The organism is Devosia sp. Root105 (assembly GCF_001424865.1).
GTDB lineage: Bacteria > Pseudomonadota > Alphaproteobacteria > Rhizobiales > Devosiaceae > Devosia_A.
Map to the genome: position 1 here is coordinate 294,904 of NZ_LMCR01000018.1, position 23,494 is coordinate 318,397.

The window sequence follows — 23,494 nt, forward strand, 5'->3', positions numbered from 1 at the left end:
ACTCCTGTCGCTCTGCTGCTGGGCTGGCGGTAGCGAACCGGTGATGGAACCCATCCGAATGCCGCTGCGAACGAGCCCCGCGGCCACCCAGGCGAGCACGCCGAATAAGCCCTTGCCAGGCGGAACTGCCGGCTTGCTTCGAAGTTGAGTCGTCGCGGCGGACAAGACCTCATTGAAGAAGGATGCGCTGTGATGAAACTTCCTCCACTCTTCGGCTCGGCCCTCCTCATCGGGCTGCTGTCGACCGGCGCCATGGCGGCTGAGGCCGTCAGTGGCGCCAATGTCCGTTCGGGGCCCGGAGCTTCGTTCGGCGTCGTCGACACGCTCGCGGCGGGCGAAAGCGTCACGGTGACCGAGTGCGCAGCGAATGGCTGGTGCCGGGTCGACCATTCAGGCCCGGATGGCTGGGTCTCGGCCAAGCTGCTCGCCGACAACGGCAACGCCGACGACTACTACAATGCAGCCGATGGCGGTGTAGAGGTTGCCAGAAACTTCGACGATGACGACGGCTATCCGCGGCTCATCGGCCGCGCGCCCGACGTCAACGTGCGGTTCGGGTTTGGCTTTGGCAACGGCCTGTTTGGCTTCCGCGACGGCTTGATGATGGGTCGCCCCGGCCGCGATCGTGGTGACGTGGTCTGCCTTGTCACCTTCTTCAGCCGCGACGACGTGGCTGCCGGCCGCGATGCCGATGTGCAGCGCGCCCAGATCCTGTCACGCCGCGTTGCCGAGCGAAACGACGGCCCGAACGACCGCCGGGCCATCTTCGAGTACGGCTCGGAGCGCGAGACGATCCGAACCTGCCGCTATCTCGACCGCCTGAACTAACTGCAATGGTTGGCGTCGCTAGCGGCCGCTATCCCTAAAACTCCCGGGACCCCTTCCGGGAGCCAAGATCCGGCGGGCATTGCTGCATGTCAGGATGCACGCCGGGTCGCTCCATTCCATCAGTGAGGCACCTCCATGGTCACGCAGCTTCCGCCGATCTGGGTTAAGCCGAATGGCAAGTCCGGCGTGCTGGTGGCGCTGCGGGAGGTCAACCTGTGGCGCCAGCGCGAGAGGACCTTTCGGTCGAGACATGCGACAGCAGCGGCTGCCTATGCCCGACGGCAGCAGAGTTGGTGGATGGCCGAAGCACGGCTATCGACGCTGCTGTCCCGCCGCCCCCCACCTATGCACGCTGCCGCTTCGCCGCTACCTGTCATAAACCAGGCGGCTCATGCTGGTGCGTGAGGCTCCAATCGAAGAGTTTTCGCCGCGCAGGGAACCGACGCTTGCCCACGGCATTATCCGCTTATCCGCACCACGCGGACGATGAGCCCATCCCCCTGGATTCATCATGCCACGGCGATACGCCCCTATCGTTGTGCACCAAAGGGATCTCGGCCCGCAAAGGTCGGGGTCCCTTTCATTGGTGGGCAACCAAAGCCCTCGCCGTAAGTTCCTACCGACCGACATTGTTGTCGGCGGGCGGGCTGGATGAACAATTCTCACAATTTCGATGCATCACTCACCGACGATGGGCGCTATCGCCTGCTGGTCGAGGCGATCAGCGACTATGCGATTTACATGCTCGACCCCACCGGGATCGTGGCCAACTGGAACGCCGGGGCGCAACGCTTCAAGGGCTATCGGCCCAGCGAAATCATCGGCAGGAACTTCGAAATCTTCTACACCGACACGGATCGGGCCGTCGGCCGGCCGGAGATCAACCTGCGCCGCGCTGCGGAAGTGGGCCGCTTCGAAGATGAGGGATGGCGTGTCCGCAAGGATGGCAGCCAGTTCTGGGCGCATGTCGTCATCGACCGCATCCTCGATCCCGACGGCAACCTTGTCGGCTTTGCCAAGATCACCCGCGACCTGACCGAACGCCACCAGGCCCAGCAGGAACTCGAACGCGCCCGCGAGGCGCTGTTCCAATCGCAGAAGATCGAGTCGATCGGCCAGCTGACCGGCGGCGTGGCGCACGATTTCAACAACCTGCTGATGGCGATCATCGGCAGCCTCGAAATCGTCCAGCGCCGGATGAATGCCGACCCCAACATAAGCCCGTTCATCGACAACGCCCTGAAGGGGGCGCGCCGCGGCGCCGTGCTGACCCAGCGCATGCTGGCCTTTGCCCGCCGGCAGGAACTCAAGATGGGGGCGGTCAACCTCAAGACAACAGTCGAGGGCATGAGCGACCTGCTGGAGCGCTCGCTGGGGCCGGCCATCCTGATCCGCACCGAGGTTCCCGAGAACCTGCCGGCAGTACGCACCGATATCTCGCAGCTGGAGGCGGCGATCCTCAATCTGGTGGTGAACGCGCGCGATGCCATGCCCGACGGCGGCACAGTGCGCATCACCGCCCGCCACAAGGCAAGTGACCGCCCGGGAAATTACGTCGTCTTCAGCGTGGCCGACGAGGGCGAGGGGATGGATGCCGATACCCTCGCCAAGGCGACCGAACCGTTCTTTACCACCAAGGGGATCGGCAAAGGGACCGGCCTCGGGCTTTCGATGGTGCATGGCCTCGCCCAGCAATCGGGTGGTTATCTCGAACTGCAGAGCGAGCCTGGTAGCGGCACCACCGCCTCGATCTGGCTGCCGGTGACGGAGGCCGAGGCCGACACTGCGGTCGCCCCTCCGGCCTCCCGCCCCATGGATGGTCGGCAGGTCCTGCGCGTCCTCGCAGTAGATGACGATGCGCTGGTACTGATGAACACCATGGCAATGCTGCAGGAGCTTGGCCATGAGGTGGTGGAGGCTCATTCGGGCCGCGAGGCCCTCGAGGCGCTGGAGCGGCAAACGGTGGACCTGCTGATCACCGACCAGGGCATGCCGAAAATGACCGGCGCGGAATTGGCCCAGAAGGTGCAGGCCGCCTGGCCGCATATCCCCATCCTTGTTGCCACCGGCTATGCCGAACTCAGCGACAGCGCGGCGCGCGACCTGCCTCGGCTTTCCAAGCCGTTCAGTCAGCAGGATCTCGCTGCGGCTATCGCCAGCACATTAGGCGCAGCCGCCCTCGCCAGGCCGGCGGTGGCAGTGACCGCCGAGCCAAGCGTTCTCGCTACCTGAACCGCGCTGGTATGCGGCCGACAACATGCGCCTAACCCTTGGGCCGGGCCGCCGGCGGCCAGTCGGTCGGTCGAGCCTTGGCAGGCTTGCTGAGATCGCTGATGTCGGGCGAGGCTTGCCCTTCGGGTTTCGCAGCGGGTTTTTTGGGCGAGCGCTTGGGAAGCTTTGCCACGGGTGATCCTCTGAGGTGCGAAGGTAACCCACCTGTGCGAGGCAAGTTCCGACGACATGTCTTTTCTTAATGCGCCGGGACGCCGATGGCCCTAGGGTCCATTGACCGGTCGAGCCGGTGCCCTCAGGGCACCACTAGTTTTGCTGCAACCGGGCGTCCTGGCGAAGCGCATCGAGCCTGCCGATCCACCACCGGGTGGATGGGTCCTCCTGCGTATGGCGCATACATGACACACCAATTACCCGGCCTGACGGCCATGGTCGTCGAGACCAACTATCTCATCGCCTCGGTCATCGAGGCGCCGCTGCTTGGTGCGGGCTACCGGGTGACCATTGCCACCGATATCGACGAGGCGTTCGCGCTTCTGGCGGAGCAGCGGATTCACCTGGCGGTGATCGATTTCCGCCTGCAGCACGCCGAGCCGGAGGGCCTGGTGGCAAGGCTCAGGCAAGAGGGCATCCCCTTCGTCTTCTGTACCGCCGCCAGCGTCGAGGAGGTGTGCGAGCACTTTCCCGATGCCAGGGTCATGCCCAAACCCTTCAGCGACCAGGACCTCCTCGCCGCCGTGGCGGGGCTGGTTCCCGCAACGAGCGCCTACCAGGCCGAATGACTTCAAGGCCTCTCGAGGGAGAACCATCCATGCCGGCTACCGACACAATGCAGCACCGGAACGCCCAGACCAGCGTGCTGGAGAGAAGGCGCGCCGATGGCACGCTCAAACCGTTTATCGGGGACCTGCAGCGCTGGAACGGCAAGGCGGCGCGGCTCCGCGGCCTCGCCGAGTCATTCTACAGCACGCAGGAAGATCGGGACCTCGCGCGGCTCGAGGCCGGCGCCCTGCTCGCCGAGATCCGTCGCCGGCACAGCGAATTCCGCGCGGCGATCAAGGGCGAGCCCGAGCATAGCCGTCTGCTCGACGTCGACGCCGCCTTTCGGAGGATGATCGACCAGCTCGAGGCAACCGCGAGAAAGGGTCCCGCAGTGGGGCAACGCTCAGCGACCTGAGGCGGAACGAACCCCCGCAACCGACGTTTAGACCTGAGGTTCAACGCCAGCAAGAGCGGGAAGCCCTTACAATTGGTCGCCGCATCCGTCGGGTGCGGCGAGTGTTTTTTCGATTGCAGCATTTCCCCGAAAGGACCTGAAATGAGCAAGGACAAGCCGAAGCCGAGGCCGGAACCAATCGAGAGTGGCGCGGGCCAGCAAATGGACGACAATATCGACGATCTGGGCCGTCGCCCCGATGGCTCCAAACAGGAACAGCCCGGGCTCACCAAGCCCGCGAAGGACTGAACGTCGAGGCACCGGCATCGCTGGCCTCGACTAGCGCCGCAGTTTCTCGAGATGCAGGTAAGTCGGGTCGAACTGGCCCAGCTCGCGCAATTGCGGCCAGTCGAAGATCTCGACCACGCCGTCTTCCCATTCGAGCGCCCCGGTTCGCCGCAGCCGCTGCAGCGTGCGGTTGGTGTGGACGATCGATAGCCCCAAGGCATCGCCGAACTGCGCCTGGGTCAGCGGAAACGGATAGGTCTGGGCGTTCGCGAGGCCCGCCATCTGGGCTCGTACGAACTGCTCGCAGAACAGGTGCGCCATCTGTTCGTCGGCGGTGAGCCGGCCCTTGGTCACCATCCACTGGCGGTGGATGGCGCCGTCGAGCAGCGTCAGCAGCCACAGTACGCGCGTCAGGTGCGGATAGTACTCGGTGATGTGCATGAGCTGCTGGTGCGGAAACGTCACCACCTCGCATGGCGTGATGGCGGTGACCGAGTGGTCCATTAGCTGTAGCGGGAACGAGTGGAGGTCGACAAAATCCCCGGCGATATGAAGGCCGGTGATCTGCCGCCCGCCGTCCTCGACGGTCGAATAGCGCGCCGTCATGCCCTTGACCACCAGCGTGCTAAAGCCGGGGCGATCGCCCTGGGTGACGATATCCTTGCCCGCCGCGAAGCGCCGCGACGCACCGGCGGCCGCGAGAATGGCGTTGTGCTCTTCGTCGGTCAGATCGTCCCTGACCGACACCATGGAAAAGAACGGGTTGAAGGCGTCTGGGTCTATCTGGGCCATGCTAGTCCTGGTCTGGGGTTTGGCCGCTCGTCACTTGCAACTCGTAATCGAGCGACACGTCGAACTGTGGCCCCTCGGCGGTGCGCACGTGAATGGAGAGCTTCCGCTCGTCGCCATTGGACGGCAGGTCATCTCGCGCCATCTCGGTCAGGGCAAGCGTCGCCTGCAGCTTGGCGGCGGCAGGATCGGGGAGGTCTATGCCGGTGTCGTCAGGCGAAAGGTCGTCCCCGTCGCGTACGTCGAAGAAGTAGATCATGCCAAACTCGCGTGAAGCCCACCTGGCTGGTGTGCGAGACAAACGGGGTCGGCTGGCATGCGTTCCGTCGCCTACGTTGCAATAGATTCAATGGACGATGGATCAGGTGGGGCCCGGGCACGTTGAGCTTGTCACAGCGAGGCGTGCCAATGATCACCTTAACCCCCTACCCCGATCGCACCTGGTGGCATCGCGGCAAACCCTATTCCCGGCTGGAACTGATCGGCGATGCGGTGATCCACGGGATCGGGCTGCTCGTCGCTCTGGGGCTCGGCGGCCTTCTCGTCGCCAGCAGCGGCATTGAGAGCGCCCTGGCGCTCGGCGTCTATGTCGCCTCGCTGCTGCTGGTGCTCAGCATCTCCCTCGCTTTCAACCTGGCGCCGGTCGCGCCGCTGAAGCGGCTCCTCGCCCGTTTCGACCAGGCTGCCATCTTCCTCCTCATCGCCGGCACTTACACGCCGCTCCTCGCTTTGCTCGGCGACACCCCTGCGGGCACGGTGATGCTGATTGCGGTATGGAGCGCGGCGCTGATCGGCATTGCGCTGAAGCTGATCGTGCCGCAGCATTTCGGTCGGCTGGCGCTGCTGCTCTATCTGGGCATCGGCTGGAGCGGTGTGCTGATCTTCCAGTCGCTGGCCAGCGTTTTGCCCGCGAGCACGCTGCTGCTGATCATCGCCGGGGGCGTCGCCTATTGCTCCGGCATCATCTTCCACCTGTGGGAGCGTCTGCATTTCCACAACGTGATCTGGCACTGCTTCGTGGTGCTGGGCGCCAGCATCCACCTGTGGGCGGTGCTCGATTGCATGGTGCTGCAGCGGCTTTAGCGCGGCGGCGCGGCAAGCAACTGGCGCATCGACGCCATCACTGCGGCGTGCTGGTAGGGCTTGCCGAAGAACACGCTACCATCGGGCATTTCGTTGATCTCGACCATCCGATGTCCCGAGGTGACGATGATCTGTACCGGTGGAAAGCGCTTCCTGACCGCGGCGGCCAGCTTCAGGCCATCCATGCTGCCGGGCATGTCGATATCGGTGAACATGATGCGCACGCTCGGCTCGGCATTGAGCACGACGATAGCCTGGTCGGCATTGGCGGCCTCGAAGACGAAAAACCCTTCGCGCTCCAGCTGATCGGCAATATCCATGCGGATCAGCGCTTCGTCTTCGACTACCAGCACTGAAACAGCATGTGTCACGACATCACCTCAAGGGTAAGTCAGCATCAACTCCCAGCGGCCCCGATCGATCCTTCACGGGACGTAACTCGTGAACACAATGACTCGCGCCGGGCCGTGATCCTTTCGGCTCCCGCCGCGTTAAGCCTGCGGCGGCCAGTCCGCGCGCCCAGTCGGAGCCTCGATTGACCGTTATCTTTCGCAATCACGTCGTTACCGCCGGTGCGGGCCTGAAGCCGATGATCTTTGCGCATGGGTTCGGTTGCGACCAGAACATGTGGCGCTTCGTGGCCCCCGCCTTCGAGGCCGACCATCTCACCGTGCTGTTCGATCATGTCGGCGCCGGCAAGTCCGACCTGTCGGCCTATGATGCCGGCAAGTATTCCACACTCGAGGGTTATGCCGACGACCTCGTGGAAATCGGCCGGGCCCTCGGCGTCGGGGGCGGCGTGTTCGTCGGCCACTCGGTCAGCGCCATGATCGGCGTCCTCGCCTCGCTCAAGGCGCCCGAGATGTTCGAGAGCCTGGTGCTGGTCGGCCCCTCGCCGCGCTACATCGATGCCGAAGGCTATCATGGCGGCTTCACCGCCCAGCAGATCGAGGAGCTGCTGGCCTCGCTCGCCGACAACCATATGGGCTGGTCGGCGGCAATGGCCCCCGCGATCATGGGCAATGCCGATCGCCCGGAACTGGGGGAGGAGCTGACCAACAGCTTCTGCCGCACCGATCCGGCGATCGCCCGGCAGTTCGCCCGCACCACGTTCACCGCCGATAACCGCGCCGACCTCGCAAAGGTGACCGCCCGCACGCTGATCCTGCAATGCAGCGATGATATCATCGCGTCAGAGGCAGTGGGCGCCTATGTGCGCGACAATATTCCCGGGAGCGAAATGAAGATCCTGCAAGCGACTGGCCACTGCCCCAATCTCAGCGCGCCCGCCGAAGTGATTGCGGCGATCCGGGATTTCATCTGAACGATGCCAGGGCCGGCTGCCGAAGACCTCGAAGATCTCTACGAGAATGCCCCGTGCGGCTATCTCTCGCTCGGCCGCGACGGGCGGATCGTCAAATCCAACCAGACCCTGTCGCGCTGGCTCGGCATCGCGCCCGACGCGCTTGTCGGCAAGCGCCTGCGCGACCTGCTCAGCACTGCCGGCCAGATCTTTTATGAAACCCATTTCGCGCCGCTGCTGCGCATGCAAGGGTATTTTGACGAGGTGGCGCTCGACCTGATCCGCGCCGATGGCACGCCGCTGCATGTCCTCGCCAATGCCGCCGAGCGCCGCGATTCCGAAGGCGAACTGCTGTTCACCCGGGTGACGGTGTTTCGGGCCACCGAGCGGCGCCGCTATGAGCGCGAGCTGGTCGACGCCACCGAGACCGCACAGGCCGAAACCCGGCTGTCGAAAGGCCTGCTGCTGGCCGAGCACGAGGCGGCCGAGCTGCGCGAGCAGTTCATCGCCGTGCTCGGGCACGACCTGCGCAACCCGCTGGCCGCCATCGACGGCGGCACGAACCTGTTGATGCGCGAACCGCAGAGCGAGAAATCGCAGCGGGTCATCGGACTGATCCGTGGCAGCGTGCTGCGGATGAGCGGGCTGATCGACAATGTGATGGATTTTGCCCGCGGCCGGCTGGGTGGCGGGCTGCAGCTCAACCGCAGCCTGAAGCCGCTGCTGCCGACCCTGGCGCAAGTGGTGGGAGAACTGAGGACCAGCTATCCGGAGCGCGAGATCGAGCTGCATCTCGATGCTGCCGCGGAGGTTGAGGCCGACCACGCCCGGCTGGCGCAGATGTTCTCGAACCTGTTGGCCAATGCCATCACTCATGGGGCGGCCGATCAGCCGGTACGGGTCGATGCCGTGCTGCGCGCCGGCGAACTCGAGCTTTCGGTGGCCAATGCCGGCCCGCCAATCCCGCCCGAAGCGATGGCGCAGCTGTTCCAGCCATTCTATCGCTCCAACCCAAACTCGCGGGTACAGGGCCTGGGGCTGGGGCTCTACATCGCCTCGCAGATTGCCCAGGCGCATGGCGGGCGGATCGACGTGACGTCGGATGCAACCGAGACGCGCTTCACCTTCCGCATGCCGCAGGCCTGAAGGCGGGGCTGGTCCGGGCACCAGCCCCGCCGAATGCGTTACGCCGCCTTGAGGTTGGCGTTGCCGATCGCCACCTTGGACAGTTTCTTGTCCGTCGCGATCTCTTCCTGCAGCGTTGCATCGAGCAGGGCCACGGCATCCTTCATGCCGAGCGTCGACGCCCAGCTCTTGAGCGTGCCGTAGCGGGCGATCTCATAATGCTCGACTGCCTGCGCCGCCGAGACCAACCCGGCATCGAGCGCCATCGTGCCCTTGAAATCTTCCATGATCGACTTGCCTTCCTCGAGAATGCCGAGAATGGCGTCGCAGGTCTTGCCGCGGGCCGGCTTGCCAATCAGCTCGAACACCTGCTCGAGCCGTTCGACATGGCCTTCGGTCTCCTGCAGATGCTGCTCGAAACCGGCCTTGAGCTCGGGCGAGACCGCCGCCTTGGCCATCTTGGGCAGCGCTTTCACGATCTGCTTTTCGGCATAGTAGATGTCCTTGAGCGTATCGAGGAACAGGTCGTCGAGGGTCTTTTCTTCGGTGGCCATTTTGGCTCTCCAAGCGGTGGTGGTGAAAACGTGATGGGTGCGAACGGACGAGATGTGCAGCCCGACTGCCGTTCGCTGGTCGAGCAGGCAGGCCGGACAGACAAGCTGGCTTACAGAGCCTCGCCCGCCCGACCTGCGGTTCGGCAAATCCCCGCCCGCTAATGCAGCTCGGGGGTGCCGTTGACGCTGTCGCTCACGGCCTTGACGGTTTCGTCGTAGACCTTGGCCGCGCCATCCTTGCCTTTCTCGTAGAGGTCGGCGACGCGGGTCTTGCCCTCCTCGTAGACCTCCGAAGCGACATCGATGGCCTTGCCCCTGACCTCATCGGCCAGTTCGCCCACGGCCTTGTCTTCCTGCTCGGTATGCGGCAGCGCAGCGCCGAGGGCGGCGCCGGCGGCAAAGGCCAGCGCCCCCGCGACCAGCGGCTGGTTCTGGAATGAATCCATCACCACCTTGGTGGCGCGATCGGTCTGGTGCTGAGCGCTGCTGCCCACATGCCGGGCCTGCTGCTGCACACTGTCGAACATATCGCCGACCTGGTGACGGAGGTCCTGCCAGGCATGCGAGGCCCAACCTGCCGCCTCGTCGATGCGGTTGCCGGCTTCGTCCTGGAAATCCTGCAGCCGGTGGCCGGCCTCATCGAGAAAGCCGCCGAACTTCTTGCCCGCTTCGTCGACGAACTCGCCGGCCCGGTGACCCAGCTCGTTGGATTCGGCCTTGAAGCGCCTGCCGCCGGCATCCTCGAACTCGCTGAACCACTTGCCGGACTCGTCGGCCGCGTGGTTCACCCGGCGCAGGCCACCCGAGACGGTGGCATAGGGGTAATCGGAGCGGTAGCGGCTGGGCTGCGGCGCCGGGTTTGGCGCCGAGAGTTTCGGGCCCTGTCCGCTCATCAGCCAGACGAGGCTGATGCCCAGAAGCGCCGCCGGCAGCGGGTTATTGGAAACCGTGTGGCCGAGATTGGCGGCAAAATGCTGGCCACCATCCTTGCTGTAACTCAGCAGCTCATCCACCAGTTGGCCGGGGGACAGCCGGTCCTTGATCTCGCCGATCCGGTCTTCGACACGCTGGCGCTGCTGTTCGACTTCGCGCTCCAGCTGGGCAGAGTCTTTTCCGTAGCTGCTCATCACAGGCTCTCCTTAACGACCTCGGCATCGCGCGCGAGGGAATGGGTGGTGCGGTCGAGCTCGAAAGTGGTGGCCTTCCAGGCTTCGAGGCTCTTCGAAATGAAGCTCCAGGCGATGATGCCGACGACGCCGGCCACCACGATGGAGGCAATGAAACCCGCGGCCTGCTCCGACATGCCGATGGCGACGAGGCCCCAGGAGAGCCCGATCACCAGTGCCGACAAAAAGACGCCGACGGCGCCGATGGCGAGGACTCCACCAATGGCGAGGCCCTTGGAGGCGGCGAGCACATCACCGAGCTTTTCGGACGCCTCGGTCTTGGCCAACTGGATTTCCTTGCGGAACAGCCCGGAAATGTCGCCCGCCAAGCCGCCGAGCAGGTCGGTCAGGGTGTGCGGGCGCTCAGTATCCGCCATTTCGGCCTCCCTCGTTAAAGACCGAGGTCGAGGGGTTCGAACCCGATTGCATCGAGCCCTGCCCCGGGCCTGAGCGGCCGGAAGCGTAGTTCGAGCTGTTGCCCGAACCGTAGGTCGAGCTGTAGGCCGACCCCGAAGGGCTAGCCGCTGCATCGGGCTTGCGCGAAGCGGAGGCGAGGACGAAGCGAGAGGCGACAAAGCCAAGCAGGGCAGCGGCGCCCATGAAGGCAACCGGTTGCTTCCGCCCGAAATCCTGGGCGATGCCGATGATCTGGTCGACATCGTTGTCGCGCACCGTCGAGGTCAGCTTTTCGGCGCCGTCGGCCAGCATGCGGACATAGCGGCTGCCGGCCTCGCCACTGCTGTCGAGCTCTCCGGCCACCTTCTGCAGGGCGCCGCTGACGCCGCCCAGCTGGGCAACGAGCAGGTCCTTCTGATCTGCGGCCATGCCCTTGGCCTTTTCGGTGGCACCCTCGAGCTGTGTCATGGCCTCGTCGCCGATGGCTGCGGCCTGCTGCTTGACCTCCTCGCCGAGATGGCTGAGGTCGCTCTGGGCGGTTTCGGTGAGCGCGGCGGCATCGGACCGGGTGCGGTCGGGGCTGAGGTCGGTGTCGGTGGGGTAATCGGGGGCCATTTGTGCTGCTCCTATGAACTCCACGAGAGCGCTCGTAAGGCGGCGCTCCTCGGTGGCTGCTGACAATTCAACTTGGCGAAGGGGACATCGTTCCGGCGCAGCCCCAACTCAATTTCGCCACTGCGACGGAACGATCGCGCGCGAGCCACGCTAAGCTTGAAAGGCGCGCGATCCGCGGGCCAAGGAGCACCCATGGCCCGAACTACCAAGTCGACGATTACCTATGGCGACCAGCCCGTCAGGCGCGGCGCAGGCGGCGAAACCCACCAGCGCGCCGAGGAGGGCTATGACGTTCTCACCACACAGCAGGGGATGCCCGTTGCCGATGACCAGAACACCCTGAAGCAGGGCGCGCGCGGCCCCACCCTGATCGAGGACGCGCATTTTCGCGAGAAGATCTTCCACTTCGATCACGAACGCATCCCCGAGCGCGTGGTGCACGCTCGCGGCTACGGTGCACATGGGTTCTTCGAGACCTACAAGCCGCTGCCCGAGTTGACACGCGCCGACCTGTTCCAGCGCGCCGGCGAGAAGACGCCGGTTTTCGTGCGCTTCTCCACCGTCGCCGGCAACAAGGGCTCGTTCGACCTGGCGCGGGACGTGCGTGGCTTTGCCGTCAAGTTCTACACCCAGGAGGGCAACTGGGATCTGGTGGGCAACAATATCCCGGTGTTCTTCATCCAGGATGCGATCAAGTTTCCCGACATCATCCATTCGGTGAAAGACGAGCCCGACAAGGCGTTTCCGCAGGCGGCGAGCGCCCACGACAACTTCTGGGACTTCATCTCGCTCACCCCTGAATCGATGCACATGATCATGTGGGTGATGTCCGACCGGGCCATTCCCCGCTCGTTCCGCTTCATGGAAGGCTTTGGCGTCCACACCTTCCGGCTGGTCAATGCCAAGGGGAAATCCACCTTCGTGAAATTCCACTGGAAGCCCAAGCTGGGGATACAGTCGGTGGTGTGGAACGAGGCGGTGAAGATCAACGGCGCCGACCCCGATTTCCACCGCCGCGACCTGTGGAACGCCATCCAGGCTGGCGATTTCCCCGAGTGGGAACTGTGCCTGCAGACCTTCGATCAGAAGTTCGCCGACAGCTTCGATTTCGACGTGCTCGACCCCACCAAGCTGATCCCCGAAGAATTGCTGCCGGCGACGCCGGTTGGCCGGTTGGTGCTCGACCGCATGCCCGACAACTTCTTCGCCGAGACCGAGCAGGTGGCGTTCATGACGCAGAACATCGTGCCGGGCATCGATTTCTCCAACGACCCGCTGCTGCAGGGCCGCAACTTCTCCTACCTCGATACCCAGCTGAAGCGGCTGGGCGGGCCCAACTTCACCCACCTGCCGATCAACGCGCCGAAATGCCCGTTCCACAATTTCCAGCAGGATGGCCACATGGCTTTCCACAACCCCAAGGGACGCGCCAATTACGAGCCCAATTCCTGGGGCACGGAAATCGGCGGGCCGCGCGAAACCGCGGCCGGCTTCGAGAGCTTTGCCGAGGAAGCCGAGGGGCCCAAGCAACGCCTCAGGCCCGAGAGCTTTGCCGATCACTACAGCCAGGCCCGGCAGTTCTTCATCAGCCAGTCGCTGATCGAGCAGCGCCATATCGGCGATGCCCTGGTGTTCGAGCTGAGCAAGGTCGAAGTGCCGGCCATCCGCGAGCGCGTCGTCTCACATCTCCTCAACATCGATGAGGGTCTGGCGCAGACGGTCGCCGACGGCCTCGGCCTCAAGGCGCTGCCGGCCGCCGCGTCTCCCGCTGTGACCCCGCGTCCTGACCTGCCTGCATCGGACGCGCTGTCGATCCTCAAGAACCCGCCGGCCACCTTCAAAGGCCGGAAACTCGGCGTGCTGATTACCGACGGCGTCGATGCCGCGCTGCTCGATGCTTTGCAGGCCGCCGTGACGGCGGCAGGCGGCACGATGGAGCTCATCGCCCCCAGCGTGGCGGGGATCACCGCCAAGGACGGCACGATGCTCGCGGCGCACCACAAGATCGATGGCGGCCCCTCCGTGCTGTTCGACGCCGTGGCGGTGCTGCCCGGCGACGAAGGGGTGCTGTCGCTGCTGAAACTCCCGGCGGCCCGCGATTTCGTCGCCGACGCCTACGCCCACTACAAGTTCATCGGCTTCGTCGAAGCGGCAAACAAGCTCTTCGCCAAGACCGGGCTGCCCGACGATCTCGACGACGGATTCACCGATCTCGCCAGCACCGACGCCGCAGCGTTCATAAAGACCTGCACGGCCCTGCGCTTCTGGGATCGCCCGGATGGGGCGTGAGCACGGCCCGGGTCAATCTCTGATGACAGGCCGAACAAGCATTGGCGGGAACGAAGCGAGCTCGAGCAGGTTTTCCAGCCAGGACACAGCGAGACGCCCGTCACCATCACATGACAGGCGCATACCGACGCGTCGCTCGTGACCGATCGAAACTACATCGCCGAACGGAGCCACCCCAACACGTGCCCTTCATCATTTATGCAACTGAAGATGGCTCTTCGGCGGGGTGTGATCCACTTTTGATCTGCTCCCATACGCACAGTGTAATCCCTCCGCATCCTGCGGGTAAAGAATGGCGCTGGTTGGTGACGTCGAGCGAGGAGCCACGTAACGCCCTTGTTGGCCGCAGGCTGCTTCGCAGTCTTCTGCGCGATGGGTACGTCATTGTGCCGCTGCCGCTGGAATCGGTGCTGCGCATACGCAGCAGGGCTGTAGTTGAAGGCCTGCCGGCCTTGCAGTAGCGGCACCACAGCCGGAACGCATCCCCGCAAGTCTCGTTGAGAAAGGCTGTCACTCTCAGGATCGGACCCGGGTCATGCGCGCATTTTTCGTACTGCTGCTGGGCTTGCTCGCCAGCACCGCCCAGGGCCAGGAGGCGTGGACGATGTATCGGAACGCAGCGTGTGGTTACGCTGTAGAGTATCCCGCGGCGGGCTTCGACATCACAGAAACCGATACCGGCCTCACGCTGATCGAGCAGGATGCCGCAGGCCAGATCGATATCTATTGCGCCACCAATGCCGAACGCCGATCGCCCGCCGGGTTCGAGCAGGTGCTCGCCGGTGCGGAGCGCATCCGCGAGATCACGTACAGCAGAAACGGTCGCTCCTGGCTGGCGGTGTCGGGCTATTACCAGGCTGATCAGGCAAGGGGCGATGACCTGATCTTTTACGCCAAGTTCATGTTCTCGCCCGACCTCTCGCAGCTTTCTGCCTTCGAGGCTAGCTATCCGGCCGGCGAGCGACAGCGCTTCGACGCAATTGTCGAACGGATGGAGGACAGCCTCACCGCCCCGCGAGCGGCGGACTAACCCGAAAGGTCGGAGACTCCTCTGAGCTTGCGCTACCGGCCGCGAAGGCGCGTCCACGCCCCTCAGAACATCTCCAGCCCAAGCTTAATAATCGCCACCCAAATAACTGCACTGAAGGCTATGCATCCAAGCCAGGTCCAGGCCTTCTGCGTCAGCTGCAGTTGTGGCCGTGGCGGGTCACTCAAGGCGTAGCGATTTAGCGGTCTACTAGGTGTTGCCATGCCACCCGTATAGCCGGCCTGGCGTCGTGCAAGCGTTATTCACTTCGGCGTGATTCCGAGGTTCGGTCGAAGGGCAGCCATATTTCCCATGGCCAGCCGTTGCTTGACCGTTCCTTGGCTGACCTTATCAACGCAGAGTGAACTGGGCGGTCGGGCGCCGCGTCACTGCAGCTGCAGTCAATGCTCAGGGGCCGAAAGCGAAGGAGCTGCACCAGGGGTTGCTCGTGAGTCTCCCCCCTTCGCTGCAACCTCGTCCACAACCGGGTGGCTAGGCCATCCCCAGCTTCGCTCGCACCTTTCCCGCCAGGGCCCGCGTCTCTTCGGGGTGCAGCAGCGACTGCAGGCCGAGAAACACCAGCCCGCCGGCAACCCCGCCCGCCGCCAGCTTGAACAGCGGCCAGCTGTCGCCGAGGAGCGCGCTGGCGATCCAGGCGGCAAGGCCGGTGGCAGCGGCCACGGCGACGGAAATCCCCAGATCCCTATAGGGGATCGGCACCGGGGTGAGGCGGTGGCTCACCGCCCAGGCGGCGATGAGCCCGACCAGCGTGCCGCCGGCGAGCGCCAGCGCCGCGCCGATTTCGGCATAGGCGGGGATCAGCAGCAGCGACAGCGCGATGGTCGCCGCCGAACCAGGCGCCAGCGCCACCATCTGCAGCCAGGGCTTCTTGTGGGCGTGAAAGACGTTCTCGAACACGAAGCTGGTGAAGTTGGCGAAGAGCACGCTGAGCGCGATGATCGGGAACAGCGCGCCGAGGTTCTGGTGGTAGTCGGCCGGCAGCAGCAGGCCGCCGATTTCAGTCGAGAGCGCCACCAGCATGGCGACCACCGGGAAGGTGAGCCGCCCCATCAGCGCCATCTGATGCGTGAGGAACCGCCCGGCGGCGGCCGAGCCCTCGGTATCGAACTTGCTGACGAACTCGGGGAAAGCCCCCATGTTGATGGCGTTGGAAATGGTATCTATCGGCTGTCGCGCCAGTGCATAGACCGCAGCGAACACTGCTACGGCGCCGGCATCGTAATAGAGCTTGAGCAGCACGCGTTCGGCGCTGTTGAGCCCGAAGCTGATGGTGGCGACCGCGATCAGCGGGATACCGAGCGCGAACAGCTCGCGATGAGTAAAGCGCGACGGGCCGATGACGACGCGGCGGCTGGCCAGCGCCAGCGCGACGCTGCCGGCGATCAGCACGGCGAGGCTCGAGGCCAGCGACACCGCGAGGAACGAGCCGTGGATCATGAGGATCGCCGCGATCGGCAGCGCCAGCTGCAGCACCGCGCGGAAAAACTCGAGCAGCGAATAGGCGGTGTGCCGCTGCTGCATCTGCAACAGGGTGAGCGCGAAGCGGCCAAGGGCGCCGACGGCGAGATAGGTGCCCACCGCCAGGGCGAACTCGACCCAGCGCTCGGGTGCCACCAGCACTGAGCCGGCGACCGACACCACGAGCCCCAGCAGCGTCGTGACCACCAGCACCCGCGCCGCGAGCTTCACGCTGCCATTGCTGATCTCGCCCTTGCCGCCGAGCCGCAGCAGCGCGATGCGCAGCCAGCTGCTGACCGCGGAATCTGTGAGCTCGCCCACCGTGACGACGAGGGTCAGAAGGCCATACTCGGTCTGGTCGATCAGCCGCGTCGCGATGACCAGCATCAGCAGCGCCGAGAGGCGCGTCAGCAGGATCGCCGGGGTATAGAGCAGGGTCGAGCGGAGCAGCAAGGGTGGTCACCTTCCCCTATTGGGGATGTTCTTCACTTTCGCTTAACCCTTTCGGCTCCGACCCGACAGCGCTTTAGCGGATGGTGGTGAACGGCGGCAATTGTATCGAATTCGATGGTTTCGCCGGCCGCTCCGGCGCATCGCCCCGCCCCTCACCACCCCGCCGTAAACCTTGACCCGAGCCTTTGCTTCCCCCCGCTCCCGGCGGGCGCTATGGCTCGCTCATGCTGCAGCGGAACACACAGACCAAACCCCTCGACGTCCTGGTCGCCACCCCCTCGGGCGGCACCGGCCAGGGTGGCATCGACCGGGTGATGGGCGGCCTCCGCGCCGAGCTCGAGCGGCAAGGCACTGCCGGCCTCAAGGTGCACTTCGGCGCCACCCGCGGCCCCGGCCACATAGCACTCTCGCCATTCTACCTCGGCGGCTTCCTGCTGCGCATGCTTGGCTTGAAGGCCATGGGCAGGCTCGACGTGCTCCATATCAATCTCGCCAGCGCCGGCAGCACCTATCGCAAACTGCAGATTGCCCGGCTCGCCCGGCTGCTCTCCATCCCCTATGTGCTGCATCTGCATGGCGCTGAATATCGGGAGTTCTGGAAAGACGATCAGAGCCGCCTGAGCCGGGACATCCGGACAATGTTCGAAGGCGCCGCGCACACCATGGTGCTCGGCCAGGTCTGGCGCGATTTCGTCGCCGCGCGGGCGCCGCGGGCCGCCGATCGCATCGTCATCGTGCCCAACGCCACGGCGCAGCCAGCCCTGCCGCATGTGGGGGGCGGCGAACGGGTGCACATCCTGTTTCTGGGCCGCATCGGCGACCGCAAGGGCGTGCCGCAGCTGGGCGACGCCCTGGCGCGGATGCAGCACCTCGAGAGCTGGCGCGCCACCATCGGCGGCGACGGCCATGTCGAGGCGGCGCGCAGCAAGGCGGCCGAGCTGGGCCTCACCGACCGCGTCGATCTCCCCGGCTGGGTCGGCCCGCAACGCGTCGCCGAACTGATCGCTTCGGCCGATATCATGGTGCTGCCCTCGTTTGCCGAGAACCTGCCGATGTCGATCATCGAAGCCATGGCGTCCGGCCTCGCCGTGGTGGCGACGCCGGTCGGCGCGGTATCCGATATCGTCATCGACGAGGAAACCGGCCTATTGGTGCCGGTGGGCGATGTCGATGCCCTGACCACGGCGCTGACCCGGCTGGTCGAGGACAAGCCGCTGCGTGATCGGCTGGGCGCTGCGGCCTTGCAGCTGCACCGCGAAAAGCTCGATCTCACCCCCTATGCCCGGGCCGTGGGCGAGGTGTGGATAAGCGCCGCGCGTTAACACTAAGGTAACCTTTTGGTTCCCAGTTTTCCTGCCCGGGACTACCACGTTCCAGCGCGCCGCAAACGGTAGGTCGACGCGTTTGGGAATGCGGAATGACCTACGACGTCTTGAGCACCGCTACACCAGTTTCCCCGGCGAAAACCGGGGACGCGAGGGAGGCGATCACCGCAGAGCTCGTGGCCGACAAGGCCCGGTGGGACAGCCTGATCGCCTCATGCCCCGACCCGCACTTGCCACAGGGCTTCGCCTATGGCGAAGGCAAGGCGGCGAAGGGGTGGACCGTCAGGCGCGTAGTGTTCCTCGAGGCCGGCCGGCCGGTGGCGATCGCCACCGTGCTCGAGTTCCGCCGCTTCGGCCTTCACCTCGTCAACCGCGTCAATCGTGGTCCACTGTTCCTCGACGCCGCCCCTGATGCAGCTGAGATCGTCGGCGTCTATGCCGCGCTCCGCCGCCGCTGGGGCCGCATCTGGACGGCGCCGCTCTTGATCGCCCCTGCCCTGCCCCTCGGGGCGCCAAGCGACGCGCTGCTGCGCAGCGCCGGCTATCGCCTGCGCCACCGCCGCTCCTGGCAATCGGGCCGCATCGATTTGACCGTCGGCGAAGATGCGCTGTGGGCCGGCCTCGCGTCCACCTTCCGCAACCGCGTGCGCAATGCCGAAAAGGCCGGCGCCGAGCTGCGCATCGCTCAGGACGACGCGACCTATGAGTGGATGCTGGCGCGCCATGCCGAGAACATGGCCGAGCGCGGTTTTACCGCCGCCGACCCAACCCTGCTGCGCGCCCTGCGCTTGACCGCACCCGAGGATGTCTCGGTGTTCCAGCTGCTGCACCAGGGCGAGCCGGTGGCCGGCATGTCGGTGGTCCGCTTCGGCACGCACGCCGAATATCACGTCGGCTGGTTCGGCCCCGCTGGCCGCAAGCTCAATGCCGGCAATTTCCTGATGTGGCAGGTGCTGCGCGACATGCACCGCCGCGGCGTCAGAACTTTCGATGTCGGCGGGCTGAAGCCCGGCGATGGCTATACGCGCTTCAAGCAGACGATGAAGCCGGTCGAGTATCAGCTCGCCGGCGAATGGATGAGCTGGTGAGGGTGGGGGACCTGAGATGAGCCTGATGGATGTGGCGCGCGGCGCCTATGTGCGAAGTCCCGAAGTGGTGCGGCGCTCGCTGGCGCCGCTGATTTCGCTGGTGCCGACCAAGCTGAAATTCGGCGGCAGCTACCGCAAGTGGCGCGAGCGCATCGCGCTGGCCAGCGCCGACCCCGCCTATGCCGATGCACAGCACCTGGCTTCGCTACGCGCCATTGTCGGCCGCGCCCATGCTCTGAGCCCGTTCTATCGCGAGCTGATCGAGCGCGCCTTCGGCAGCAGTTTCGACGCGACGACGTTCGAGCTCAGCGATCTCACCCGCCTGCCGATCCTGCGCAAGGAAGAGCTGCGGCTGGCCGGCGAGGCCGTGCTGACCGTACCGCGCGGCGAGGCCGACCGCGGCGATACCAGCGGCTCGAACGGCGAGCGGCCGTTCACCTTCTATCTCGACAAGGACCGCAGCGCCCGCGAGATGGCCTTTGTCTATGACAACTGGAGCCGCATCGGCTTTACCGAACAGACCGGCAAGATCGTCCTGCGCGGCTTCGGGCTCCACCCCAAGGGCACCAGCATTTCGCAATGGGAGCCGGCCCTGCGCGAACTGCGGCTCTCGGTGTTCCCGATGACGCATGACGACGTGCGCACCTATCTCGACCTGATCGACAAGCACGAGCTCGAATATCTCTACGGCTACCCCTCGGCCATTGAGCTGATGTGTCGGCACATGTGCCGCATCGGCCGCCTGCCCAAACGCCCGCTCAAGGGTATCCTGCCGATCTCCGAGCCACTCTACCCGCACCAGCGCCGCATCATCACCGAGGTGTTCGGCAACGTGCCGATCGCCAATTTCTATGGGCTCAGCGAAAAAGTGCTGTTCGCCAGGGAGATCAGCAGCGACGGCTTTTACCAGTTCGACCCGCTCTATGGCCGCGCCGAGCTGGTGGATGAAGCCGGCCAGCCGATCACCGAGATCGGCCGCGAAGGCCGGCTGGTCGGCACCGGCTTTACCGGCATGAGCATGCCGTTCCTGCGCTACGACACCGAGGACCGCGCGACGCTGGTCGAGTTGCCCACGCCCGGCAACGGCCAGCGCCTCACCGTCGAGCGCCTGACCCCGCGCCGGAAGCCGGATTTCCTGATCTCGGCCGATGGCAACCGCGTCGTCACCATCGACTTCACCCCGGAAAACCCGCGCTATTTCGAGGGCATCGAGGAATACCAGTTCTTCCAGGATCAGCCGGGCCACAGCACCATCCGCTACATCCCCACTGCCGATGGCAGCGAAAGCGACGCGCTGCGCGTTGCCACCGGCCTGACCCAGCGCACCCACGGCAAGATCGTCTTCGCCATCGAACAGGTCGAACGGCTGGCCGGCGGCCGGGCGGGCAAACGCGCCTTTATCGATCAGCGGCTGGATATTTCGAAGTACTGAGGGCGGGCTGATCCTATCGGCGTCATCCCGCCGCAGACCCACCACGGCCACCCCAAACTCGGTGTCATCCCAGCGAAAGCTGGGACCCATTTCTCCGCTGGCGAAGGTTGCGAGTTGGGTCCCAGCTTTCGCTGGGATGACAGCTGGTGGGTGGGGGAGCTTGAGTGCCCCACTGCGCCAGGCGGCGGCCCCCTACCCTCGCTCCACCGAAACCGCCGCCACCCGCCGCGACGCCATCGCTTCCACCGCAACGAACACCCCGACCGCCACCAGCCCCAGCCCGATCGATACCCACAGCGCCCCGCCAATGCCGAGCGTGCCCATCGCCACGGCGAGGAGGAACGGGGCGATGGCGGAGGCGATCTGGCGGGCTGAGGAGAGCCAGCCGAGCCGGGCGCCGTAGCGGTTGCGGCCGAGCAGATAGAGCGGCAGCACCCCGGCGACGATGCTGGTGAGGCCTGAGCCGAGCCCGAACAGGATGGCGAACACCACTGCACCGACCAGCGATGGCGTGGTGGTGACCAGCACGACGAGGCCGGCCGGCGGCAGCGCCGCGGCGATGACGGCGAGCCGGGTGGCGGGCAGGTCGCGGCCGAGCAGCATGTTGACCAGCCGGCTCAGCACCTGCGCCGGCCCGAACAGCGTGGTGATGATCAGCGCCCCGGCGCCAAGGCTGAGCCCCTGGAGGAGCGGCATGATCTGCAGCAGCACGCCCGACAGCACCAGCCCCTCGATGGCGAAACCGGCCATGATCAGCCCCAGGGCGAGGTTGCGCCGCCCCAGCGGCAGCACGCCGGCCTCGGCGACGCTCTGCTGCGACTTGCCGGCCGCCTGCCCGGCCGCGACCGAAGCGCCACGCGCCAGCCAGAAATGCAGCGGCGCACAGACCAGAAGGTTGAGCGCCGCGAAGACGAAATAGGTGCCCCGCCAGCCCAGCTGCTCGAGCAGCACCGCGGTCAGCGGCCAGAACAGCGTCGAGGCGAAACCGGCGATCAGCGTCAGGTAGGTGATGCGCCGCTGCGCCTGCTCGGCGCCTGCCTGCACCAAAGCCGCAAACGCGGTGGCGTAGAGCACGAGGCTCGAGGCGATCTCCATGCCGATCAGCGCCGCGGCAAAACTATAGCCATCGACGGCGAGGCCGGCCGCGCCGAGCAGCAGCGCCGCCGCTACCGAACCCGCCACCATGGTGCGCGCGGCGCCGAAGCGGTCGGCCAGATGCCCGGCCACAGGGGCGAGGAAGCCCCCCGCCAGGAGGGCCACACTCAGCGCCCCGAACACCCATTCCGGCGGCCAGCCGAACTCGGCGCCGATCGCCGGAGCCAGCACGCTGAAGGCGTAATAGAGCGTGCCATAGCCGATGACCTGGGTGGTGCCGAGCGCCCAGATCATCGCGGCGGAATTGCGGGAAGACATCGGAGCTCCGAGGTTCAGGCGAGTTCGACGAGGGGCTCGGTCACCGCCGGAGTCCCGCAGCCGCAGCCGGCTTCGCCCTCGGCCTTGGCGACCTCATCGGCGACGCAGCACGAACTCGCATCGAGCGCCGGGCCACCGCAGCACGCGGCGCCGCCGAGCGCGGCCGGCGTAACGCTGCACACTCCGGTTTCAGGCAGCACCAGGTGCACCTGCCGGGCGGCGACCGGATCGCCGGCGAGTTCTGCCACCACCGAGCGCGCCTGCTCGTAGCCGGTGGCCATCAGGAAGGTGGGGGCGCGGCCGTAGGACTTGGCGCCGACGATGTAGAAATCGGCTTCCGGGTGCGTGAGCTCGACCACCCCATGCGGCGGTACCGTGCCGCAGGAATGGAAATTGGGGTCGATCAGCGGCGACAGCGCCGGCGGCGCCTCGGTCGCCGGATCGATGCCGACGCGCAGCTCGCTGAGCAGCTGCAGGTCGGGCCGGAAACCGGTGGCGACGATGACGCGATCGACCTCGAGCGTCAGCGGCGCCAGCCCGAGGGTGCCGCTGACCGTCACGCCCTCCGCAGAGCGGGCGAGCCCGGTCGCGGCGAACGGCGCGAGGATCTGCAGCCGCCCGGCGTCGATCGCCGCCCGCGCCCTGAGGCCCAGCGCGCCGCGCTCGGGCAGCTGGTCGTTGAGCCCGCCACCGAGCAGCCGATCGAGCCGGTTGCGCCTGAGCGCCCAGAGGATCTTTGTATCGGGTGCCGCGTCCTGCAAAGCGAGCAGCGCCAGCGCCGTGTTGATGGCCGAGTGCCCGCCGCCCACCACCAGCGTGGTGCGGCCGGCATAATCGGTCCGCTGCGCCCCCATGACATCAGGAATGCCATAGGCGATGCGGTCGCCGAGCGAACGCTCTCCCGGAGCCACCAGCCCATCCACCCCCATCGGGTTGGGCCGCGTCCAGGTGCCGGAAGCATCGACCACCGCCCGCGCCGCCGTGGCCCGCTCGACGCCATCGGCATCGGTCCAGCGGATCTCGAACGGCGTCGTGTCGCGGTTGCTGTTCGACACCTTGTCGAGGCCCCGCCGGGTAATCGCCGTCACCGTCGCGCCGAGCCGCAGCGCGGTGCCGATGGCGGGCAGCTCAGCCAGCGGCTGCAGGTAGCGCGCCACGATCTCACCGCCGGTCGGCAGCTCGGTCGACTCGGGCGCCTCCCACCCCGCAGCCTCGAGCAGCGCCCTGGCTGCCGCATCGATATTGTATTCCCACGGCGAGAACACCCGCACATGCGACCATTCGAGCAGCGACGCGCCGACCGACGCGCCGCGCTCGAAGATGATCGGCGTCAGCCCCCGCGACACCAGTTGCGCCGCCGCGGCAAGACCCACAGGACCGGCGCCGATGACCGCAACCGGAAGATGCATGTTCCTCATGATTCGATCCTTCTAGAAAGTTAGAATTATAGGAC

23 protein-coding genes are annotated in these 23,494 nt (G+C 65.8%); 13 read left to right on the top strand and 10 right to left on the bottom strand.

Annotated features, from left to right (window positions below; all coding sequences use genetic code 11):
• The first annotated feature begins 192 nt into the window (after positions 1 to 192).
• The 5 genes from ASC68_RS21760 (at position 193) to ASC68_RS28755 (ending at position 4,525) form a co-directional block, all read left to right on the top strand.
• Complete coding sequence (locus ASC68_RS21760) at positions 193 to 828, top strand: SH3 domain-containing protein (protein ID WP_055884024.1); 636 nt, start codon at positions 193 to 195, stop codon at positions 826 to 828.
• A gap of 651 nt (positions 829 to 1,479) precedes the next feature.
• Positions 1,480 to 3,060, top strand: a complete 1,581-nt coding sequence (locus tag ASC68_RS21765; RefSeq protein WP_055884027.1) for a PAS domain-containing sensor histidine kinase — start codon at positions 1,480 to 1,482, stop codon at positions 3,058 to 3,060.
• 398 nt (positions 3,061 to 3,458) lie between these two features.
• Positions 3,459 to 3,842: a response regulator gene (locus ASC68_RS21770; protein ID WP_197421363.1), complete on the top strand. Its 384-nt coding sequence runs from the start codon at positions 3,459 to 3,461 to the stop codon at positions 3,840 to 3,842.
• A 29-nt stretch (positions 3,843 to 3,871) separates the two neighbouring features.
• On the top strand, positions 3,872 to 4,237 hold the full coding sequence (locus ASC68_RS21775) for a hypothetical protein (protein WP_055884033.1): 366 nt from the start codon (positions 3,872 to 3,874) through the stop codon (positions 4,235 to 4,237).
• Between the two features lie 141 nt (positions 4,238 to 4,378).
• Positions 4,379 to 4,525, top strand: a complete 147-nt coding sequence (locus ASC68_RS28755; RefSeq protein WP_156387410.1) for a hypothetical protein — start codon at positions 4,379 to 4,381, stop codon at positions 4,523 to 4,525.
• 30 nt (positions 4,526 to 4,555) lie between these two features.
• Here ASC68_RS28755 and ASC68_RS21780 read toward each other — a convergent pair whose 3' ends face one another.
• Positions 4,556 to 5,296, bottom strand: a complete 741-nt coding sequence (locus ASC68_RS21780) for a Crp/Fnr family transcriptional regulator (protein WP_248310582.1) — start codon at positions 5,294 to 5,296, stop codon at positions 4,556 to 4,558.
• Position 5,297: 1 nt separating this feature from the next.
• Positions 5,298 to 5,552: a hypothetical protein gene (locus tag ASC68_RS21785; RefSeq protein ID WP_055884035.1), complete on the bottom strand. Its 255-nt coding sequence runs from the start codon at positions 5,550 to 5,552 to the stop codon at positions 5,298 to 5,300.
• 149 nt (positions 5,553 to 5,701) lie between these two features.
• Between ASC68_RS21785 and ASC68_RS21790 the strand changes: the two genes are divergently transcribed.
• Positions 5,702 to 6,376, top strand: coding sequence for a hemolysin III family protein (locus ASC68_RS21790; protein WP_055884038.1), 675 nt, complete (start codon positions 5,702 to 5,704; stop codon positions 6,374 to 6,376).
• Here ASC68_RS21790 and ASC68_RS21795 read toward each other — a convergent pair.
• Entirely contained in the window at positions 6,373 to 6,747 is a 375-nt protein-coding gene (locus ASC68_RS21795; RefSeq protein ID WP_055884042.1) for a response regulator, read from the bottom strand. The two genes, ASC68_RS21790 and ASC68_RS21795, sit on opposite strands and share 4 nt — an antisense overlap.
• A gap of 164 nt (positions 6,748 to 6,911) precedes the next feature.
• On the opposite strand from ASC68_RS21795, the gene ASC68_RS21800 reads away from it, so the two are divergent.
• Together ASC68_RS21800 and ASC68_RS21805 are read left to right on the top strand one after the other, a co-directional pair.
• Positions 6,912 to 7,700, top strand: a complete 789-nt coding sequence (locus tag ASC68_RS21800) for an alpha/beta hydrolase (RefSeq protein WP_055884045.1) — start codon at positions 6,912 to 6,914, stop codon at positions 7,698 to 7,700.
• A gap of 3 nt (positions 7,701 to 7,703) precedes the next feature.
• The gene (locus ASC68_RS21805; protein WP_055884047.1) at positions 7,704 to 8,825 is read left to right on the top strand and encodes a PAS domain-containing sensor histidine kinase; all 1,122 of its coding nucleotides are present in this window, start codon (positions 7,704 to 7,706) and stop codon (positions 8,823 to 8,825) included.
• A gap of 38 nt (positions 8,826 to 8,863) precedes the next feature.
• Here ASC68_RS21805 and ASC68_RS21810 read toward each other — a convergent pair whose 3' ends face one another.
• The 4 genes from ASC68_RS21810 to ASC68_RS21825 all read right to left on the bottom strand — a co-directional run bounded on the left by ASC68_RS21810 (position 8,864) and on the right by ASC68_RS21825 (position 11,535).
• On the bottom strand, positions 8,864 to 9,358 hold the full coding sequence (locus tag ASC68_RS21810) for a ferritin-like domain-containing protein (protein ID WP_055884050.1): 495 nt from the start codon (positions 9,356 to 9,358) through the stop codon (positions 8,864 to 8,866).
• A 158-nt stretch (positions 9,359 to 9,516) separates the two neighbouring features.
• Positions 9,517 to 10,485 (bottom strand): DUF3618 domain-containing protein, encoded by a 969-nt coding sequence (locus tag ASC68_RS21815; RefSeq protein WP_055884052.1) that lies wholly within the window; start codon positions 10,483 to 10,485, stop codon positions 9,517 to 9,519.
• On the bottom strand, positions 10,485 to 10,901 hold the full coding sequence (locus ASC68_RS21820) for a phage holin family protein (protein ID WP_055884055.1): 417 nt from the start codon (positions 10,899 to 10,901) through the stop codon (positions 10,485 to 10,487). The genes ASC68_RS21815 and ASC68_RS21820 overlap by 1 nt, the downstream gene beginning before the upstream one ends.
• Positions 10,888 to 11,535 carry a hypothetical protein gene (locus tag ASC68_RS21825; RefSeq protein ID WP_055884058.1) on the bottom strand — a complete coding sequence of 216 codons (648 nt, stop codon included), beginning with the start codon at positions 11,533 to 11,535 and terminating at the stop codon, positions 10,888 to 10,890. The genes ASC68_RS21820 and ASC68_RS21825 overlap by 14 nt, the downstream gene beginning before the upstream one ends.
• Before the next feature lie 192 nt (positions 11,536 to 11,727).
• On the opposite strand from ASC68_RS21825, the gene ASC68_RS21830 reads away from it, so the two are divergent.
• Both ASC68_RS21830 and ASC68_RS21835 read left to right on the top strand, forming a co-directional pair.
• Positions 11,728 to 13,824, top strand: coding sequence for a catalase (locus ASC68_RS21830; RefSeq protein ID WP_055884061.1), 2,097 nt, complete (start codon positions 11,728 to 11,730; stop codon positions 13,822 to 13,824).
• A gap of 535 nt (positions 13,825 to 14,359) precedes the next feature.
• Complete coding sequence (locus ASC68_RS21835; RefSeq protein WP_055884064.1) at positions 14,360 to 14,854, top strand: hypothetical protein; 495 nt, start codon at positions 14,360 to 14,362, stop codon at positions 14,852 to 14,854.
• Positions 14,855 to 15,343: 489 nt separating this feature from the next.
• On the opposite strand, the gene ASC68_RS21840 is transcribed toward ASC68_RS21835, so the two are convergent.
• On the bottom strand, positions 15,344 to 16,783 hold the full coding sequence (locus tag ASC68_RS21840) for a lipopolysaccharide biosynthesis protein (protein WP_055884067.1): 1,440 nt from the start codon (positions 16,781 to 16,783) through the stop codon (positions 15,344 to 15,346).
• Between the two features lie 224 nt (positions 16,784 to 17,007).
• Here ASC68_RS21840 and ASC68_RS21845 point away from each other — a divergent pair, with 224 nt between their 5' ends.
• The 3 genes from ASC68_RS21845 (at position 17,008) to ASC68_RS21855 (ending at position 20,628) form a co-directional block, all read left to right on the top strand.
• The gene (locus tag ASC68_RS21845; protein ID WP_082528371.1) at positions 17,008 to 18,105 is read left to right on the top strand and encodes a glycosyltransferase family 4 protein; all 1,098 of its coding nucleotides are present in this window, start codon (positions 17,008 to 17,010) and stop codon (positions 18,103 to 18,105) included.
• Positions 18,106 to 18,200: 95 nt separating this feature from the next.
• Entirely contained in the window at positions 18,201 to 19,196 is a 996-nt protein-coding gene (locus ASC68_RS21850) for a GNAT family N-acetyltransferase (protein WP_082528372.1), read from the top strand.
• 16 nt (positions 19,197 to 19,212) lie between these two features.
• A complete protein-coding gene (locus ASC68_RS21855) occupies positions 19,213 to 20,628 on the top strand; it encodes a hypothetical protein (RefSeq protein WP_156387411.1) in 1,416 nt (471 codons plus the stop codon).
• 192 nt (positions 20,629 to 20,820) lie between these two features.
• On the opposite strand, the gene arsK is transcribed toward ASC68_RS21855, so the two are convergent.
• Positions 20,821 to 22,041: an arsenite efflux MFS transporter ArsK gene (arsK, locus tag ASC68_RS21860; protein ID WP_055884078.1), complete on the bottom strand. Its 1,221-nt coding sequence runs from the start codon at positions 22,039 to 22,041 to the stop codon at positions 20,821 to 20,823.
• A gap of 14 nt (positions 22,042 to 22,055) precedes the next feature.
• Positions 22,056 to 23,459 carry an NAD(P)-binding domain-containing protein gene (locus ASC68_RS21865; protein WP_055884082.1) on the bottom strand — a complete coding sequence of 468 codons (1,404 nt, stop codon included), beginning with the start codon at positions 23,457 to 23,459 and terminating at the stop codon, positions 22,056 to 22,058.
• Positions 23,460 to 23,494: the final 35 nt, after the last annotated feature.

Excerpts from the sequence above, each read along its gene's own strand:
- ASC68_RS21775 (WP_055884033.1), top strand. The coding sequence starts at position 3,872 with ATGCCGGCTACCGACACAATGCAGCACCGGAACGCCCAGACCAGCGTG.
- ASC68_RS21780 (WP_248310582.1), bottom strand. The coding sequence starts at position 5,296 with ATGGCCCAGATAGACCCAGACGCCTTCAACCCGTTCTTTTCCATGGTG.
- ASC68_RS21790 (WP_055884038.1), top strand. The coding sequence starts at position 5,702 with ATGATCACCTTAACCCCCTACCCCGATCGCACCTGGTGGCATCGCGGC.
- ASC68_RS21855 (WP_156387411.1), top strand. The coding sequence starts at position 19,213 with ATGAGCCTGATGGATGTGGCGCGCGGCGCCTATGTGCGAAGTCCCGAA.
- ASC68_RS21830 (WP_055884061.1), top strand. The coding sequence starts at position 11,728 with ATGGCCCGAACTACCAAGTCGACGATTACCTATGGCGACCAGCCCGTC.
- ASC68_RS21805 (WP_055884047.1), top strand. The coding sequence starts at position 7,704 with ATGCCAGGGCCGGCTGCCGAAGACCTCGAAGATCTCTACGAGAATGCC.
- ASC68_RS21820 (WP_055884055.1), bottom strand. The coding sequence starts at position 10,901 with ATGGCGGATACTGAGCGCCCGCACACCCTGACCGACCTGCTCGGCGGC.
- ASC68_RS21815 (WP_055884052.1), bottom strand. The coding sequence starts at position 10,485 with ATGAGCAGCTACGGAAAAGACTCTGCCCAGCTGGAGCGCGAAGTCGAA.
- arsK (WP_055884078.1), bottom strand. The coding sequence starts at position 22,041 with ATGTCTTCCCGCAATTCCGCCGCGATGATCTGGGCGCTCGGCACCACC.
- ASC68_RS21865 (WP_055884082.1), bottom strand. The coding sequence starts at position 23,459 with ATGAGGAACATGCATCTTCCGGTTGCGGTCATCGGCGCCGGTCCTGTG.
- ASC68_RS21850 (WP_082528372.1), top strand. The coding sequence starts at position 18,201 with ATGACCTACGACGTCTTGAGCACCGCTACACCAGTTTCCCCGGCGAAA.
- ASC68_RS28755 (WP_156387410.1), top strand. The coding sequence starts at position 4,379 with ATGAGCAAGGACAAGCCGAAGCCGAGGCCGGAACCAATCGAGAGTGGC.
- ASC68_RS21825 (WP_055884058.1), bottom strand. The coding sequence starts at position 11,535 with ATGGCCCCCGATTACCCCACCGACACCGACCTCAGCCCCGACCGCACC.
- ASC68_RS21835 (WP_055884064.1), top strand. The coding sequence starts at position 14,360 with ATGCGCGCATTTTTCGTACTGCTGCTGGGCTTGCTCGCCAGCACCGCC.
- ASC68_RS21785 (WP_055884035.1), bottom strand. The coding sequence starts at position 5,552 with ATGATCTACTTCTTCGACGTACGCGACGGGGACGACCTTTCGCCTGAC.
- ASC68_RS21765 (WP_055884027.1), top strand. The coding sequence starts at position 1,480 with ATGAACAATTCTCACAATTTCGATGCATCACTCACCGACGATGGGCGC.
- ASC68_RS21760 (WP_055884024.1), top strand. The coding sequence starts at position 193 with ATGAAACTTCCTCCACTCTTCGGCTCGGCCCTCCTCATCGGGCTGCTG.
- ASC68_RS21810 (WP_055884050.1), bottom strand. The coding sequence starts at position 9,358 with ATGGCCACCGAAGAAAAGACCCTCGACGACCTGTTCCTCGATACGCTC.
- ASC68_RS21770 (WP_197421363.1), top strand. The coding sequence starts at position 3,459 with ATGACACACCAATTACCCGGCCTGACGGCCATGGTCGTCGAGACCAAC.
- ASC68_RS21845 (WP_082528371.1), top strand. The coding sequence starts at position 17,008 with ATGCTGCAGCGGAACACACAGACCAAACCCCTCGACGTCCTGGTCGCC.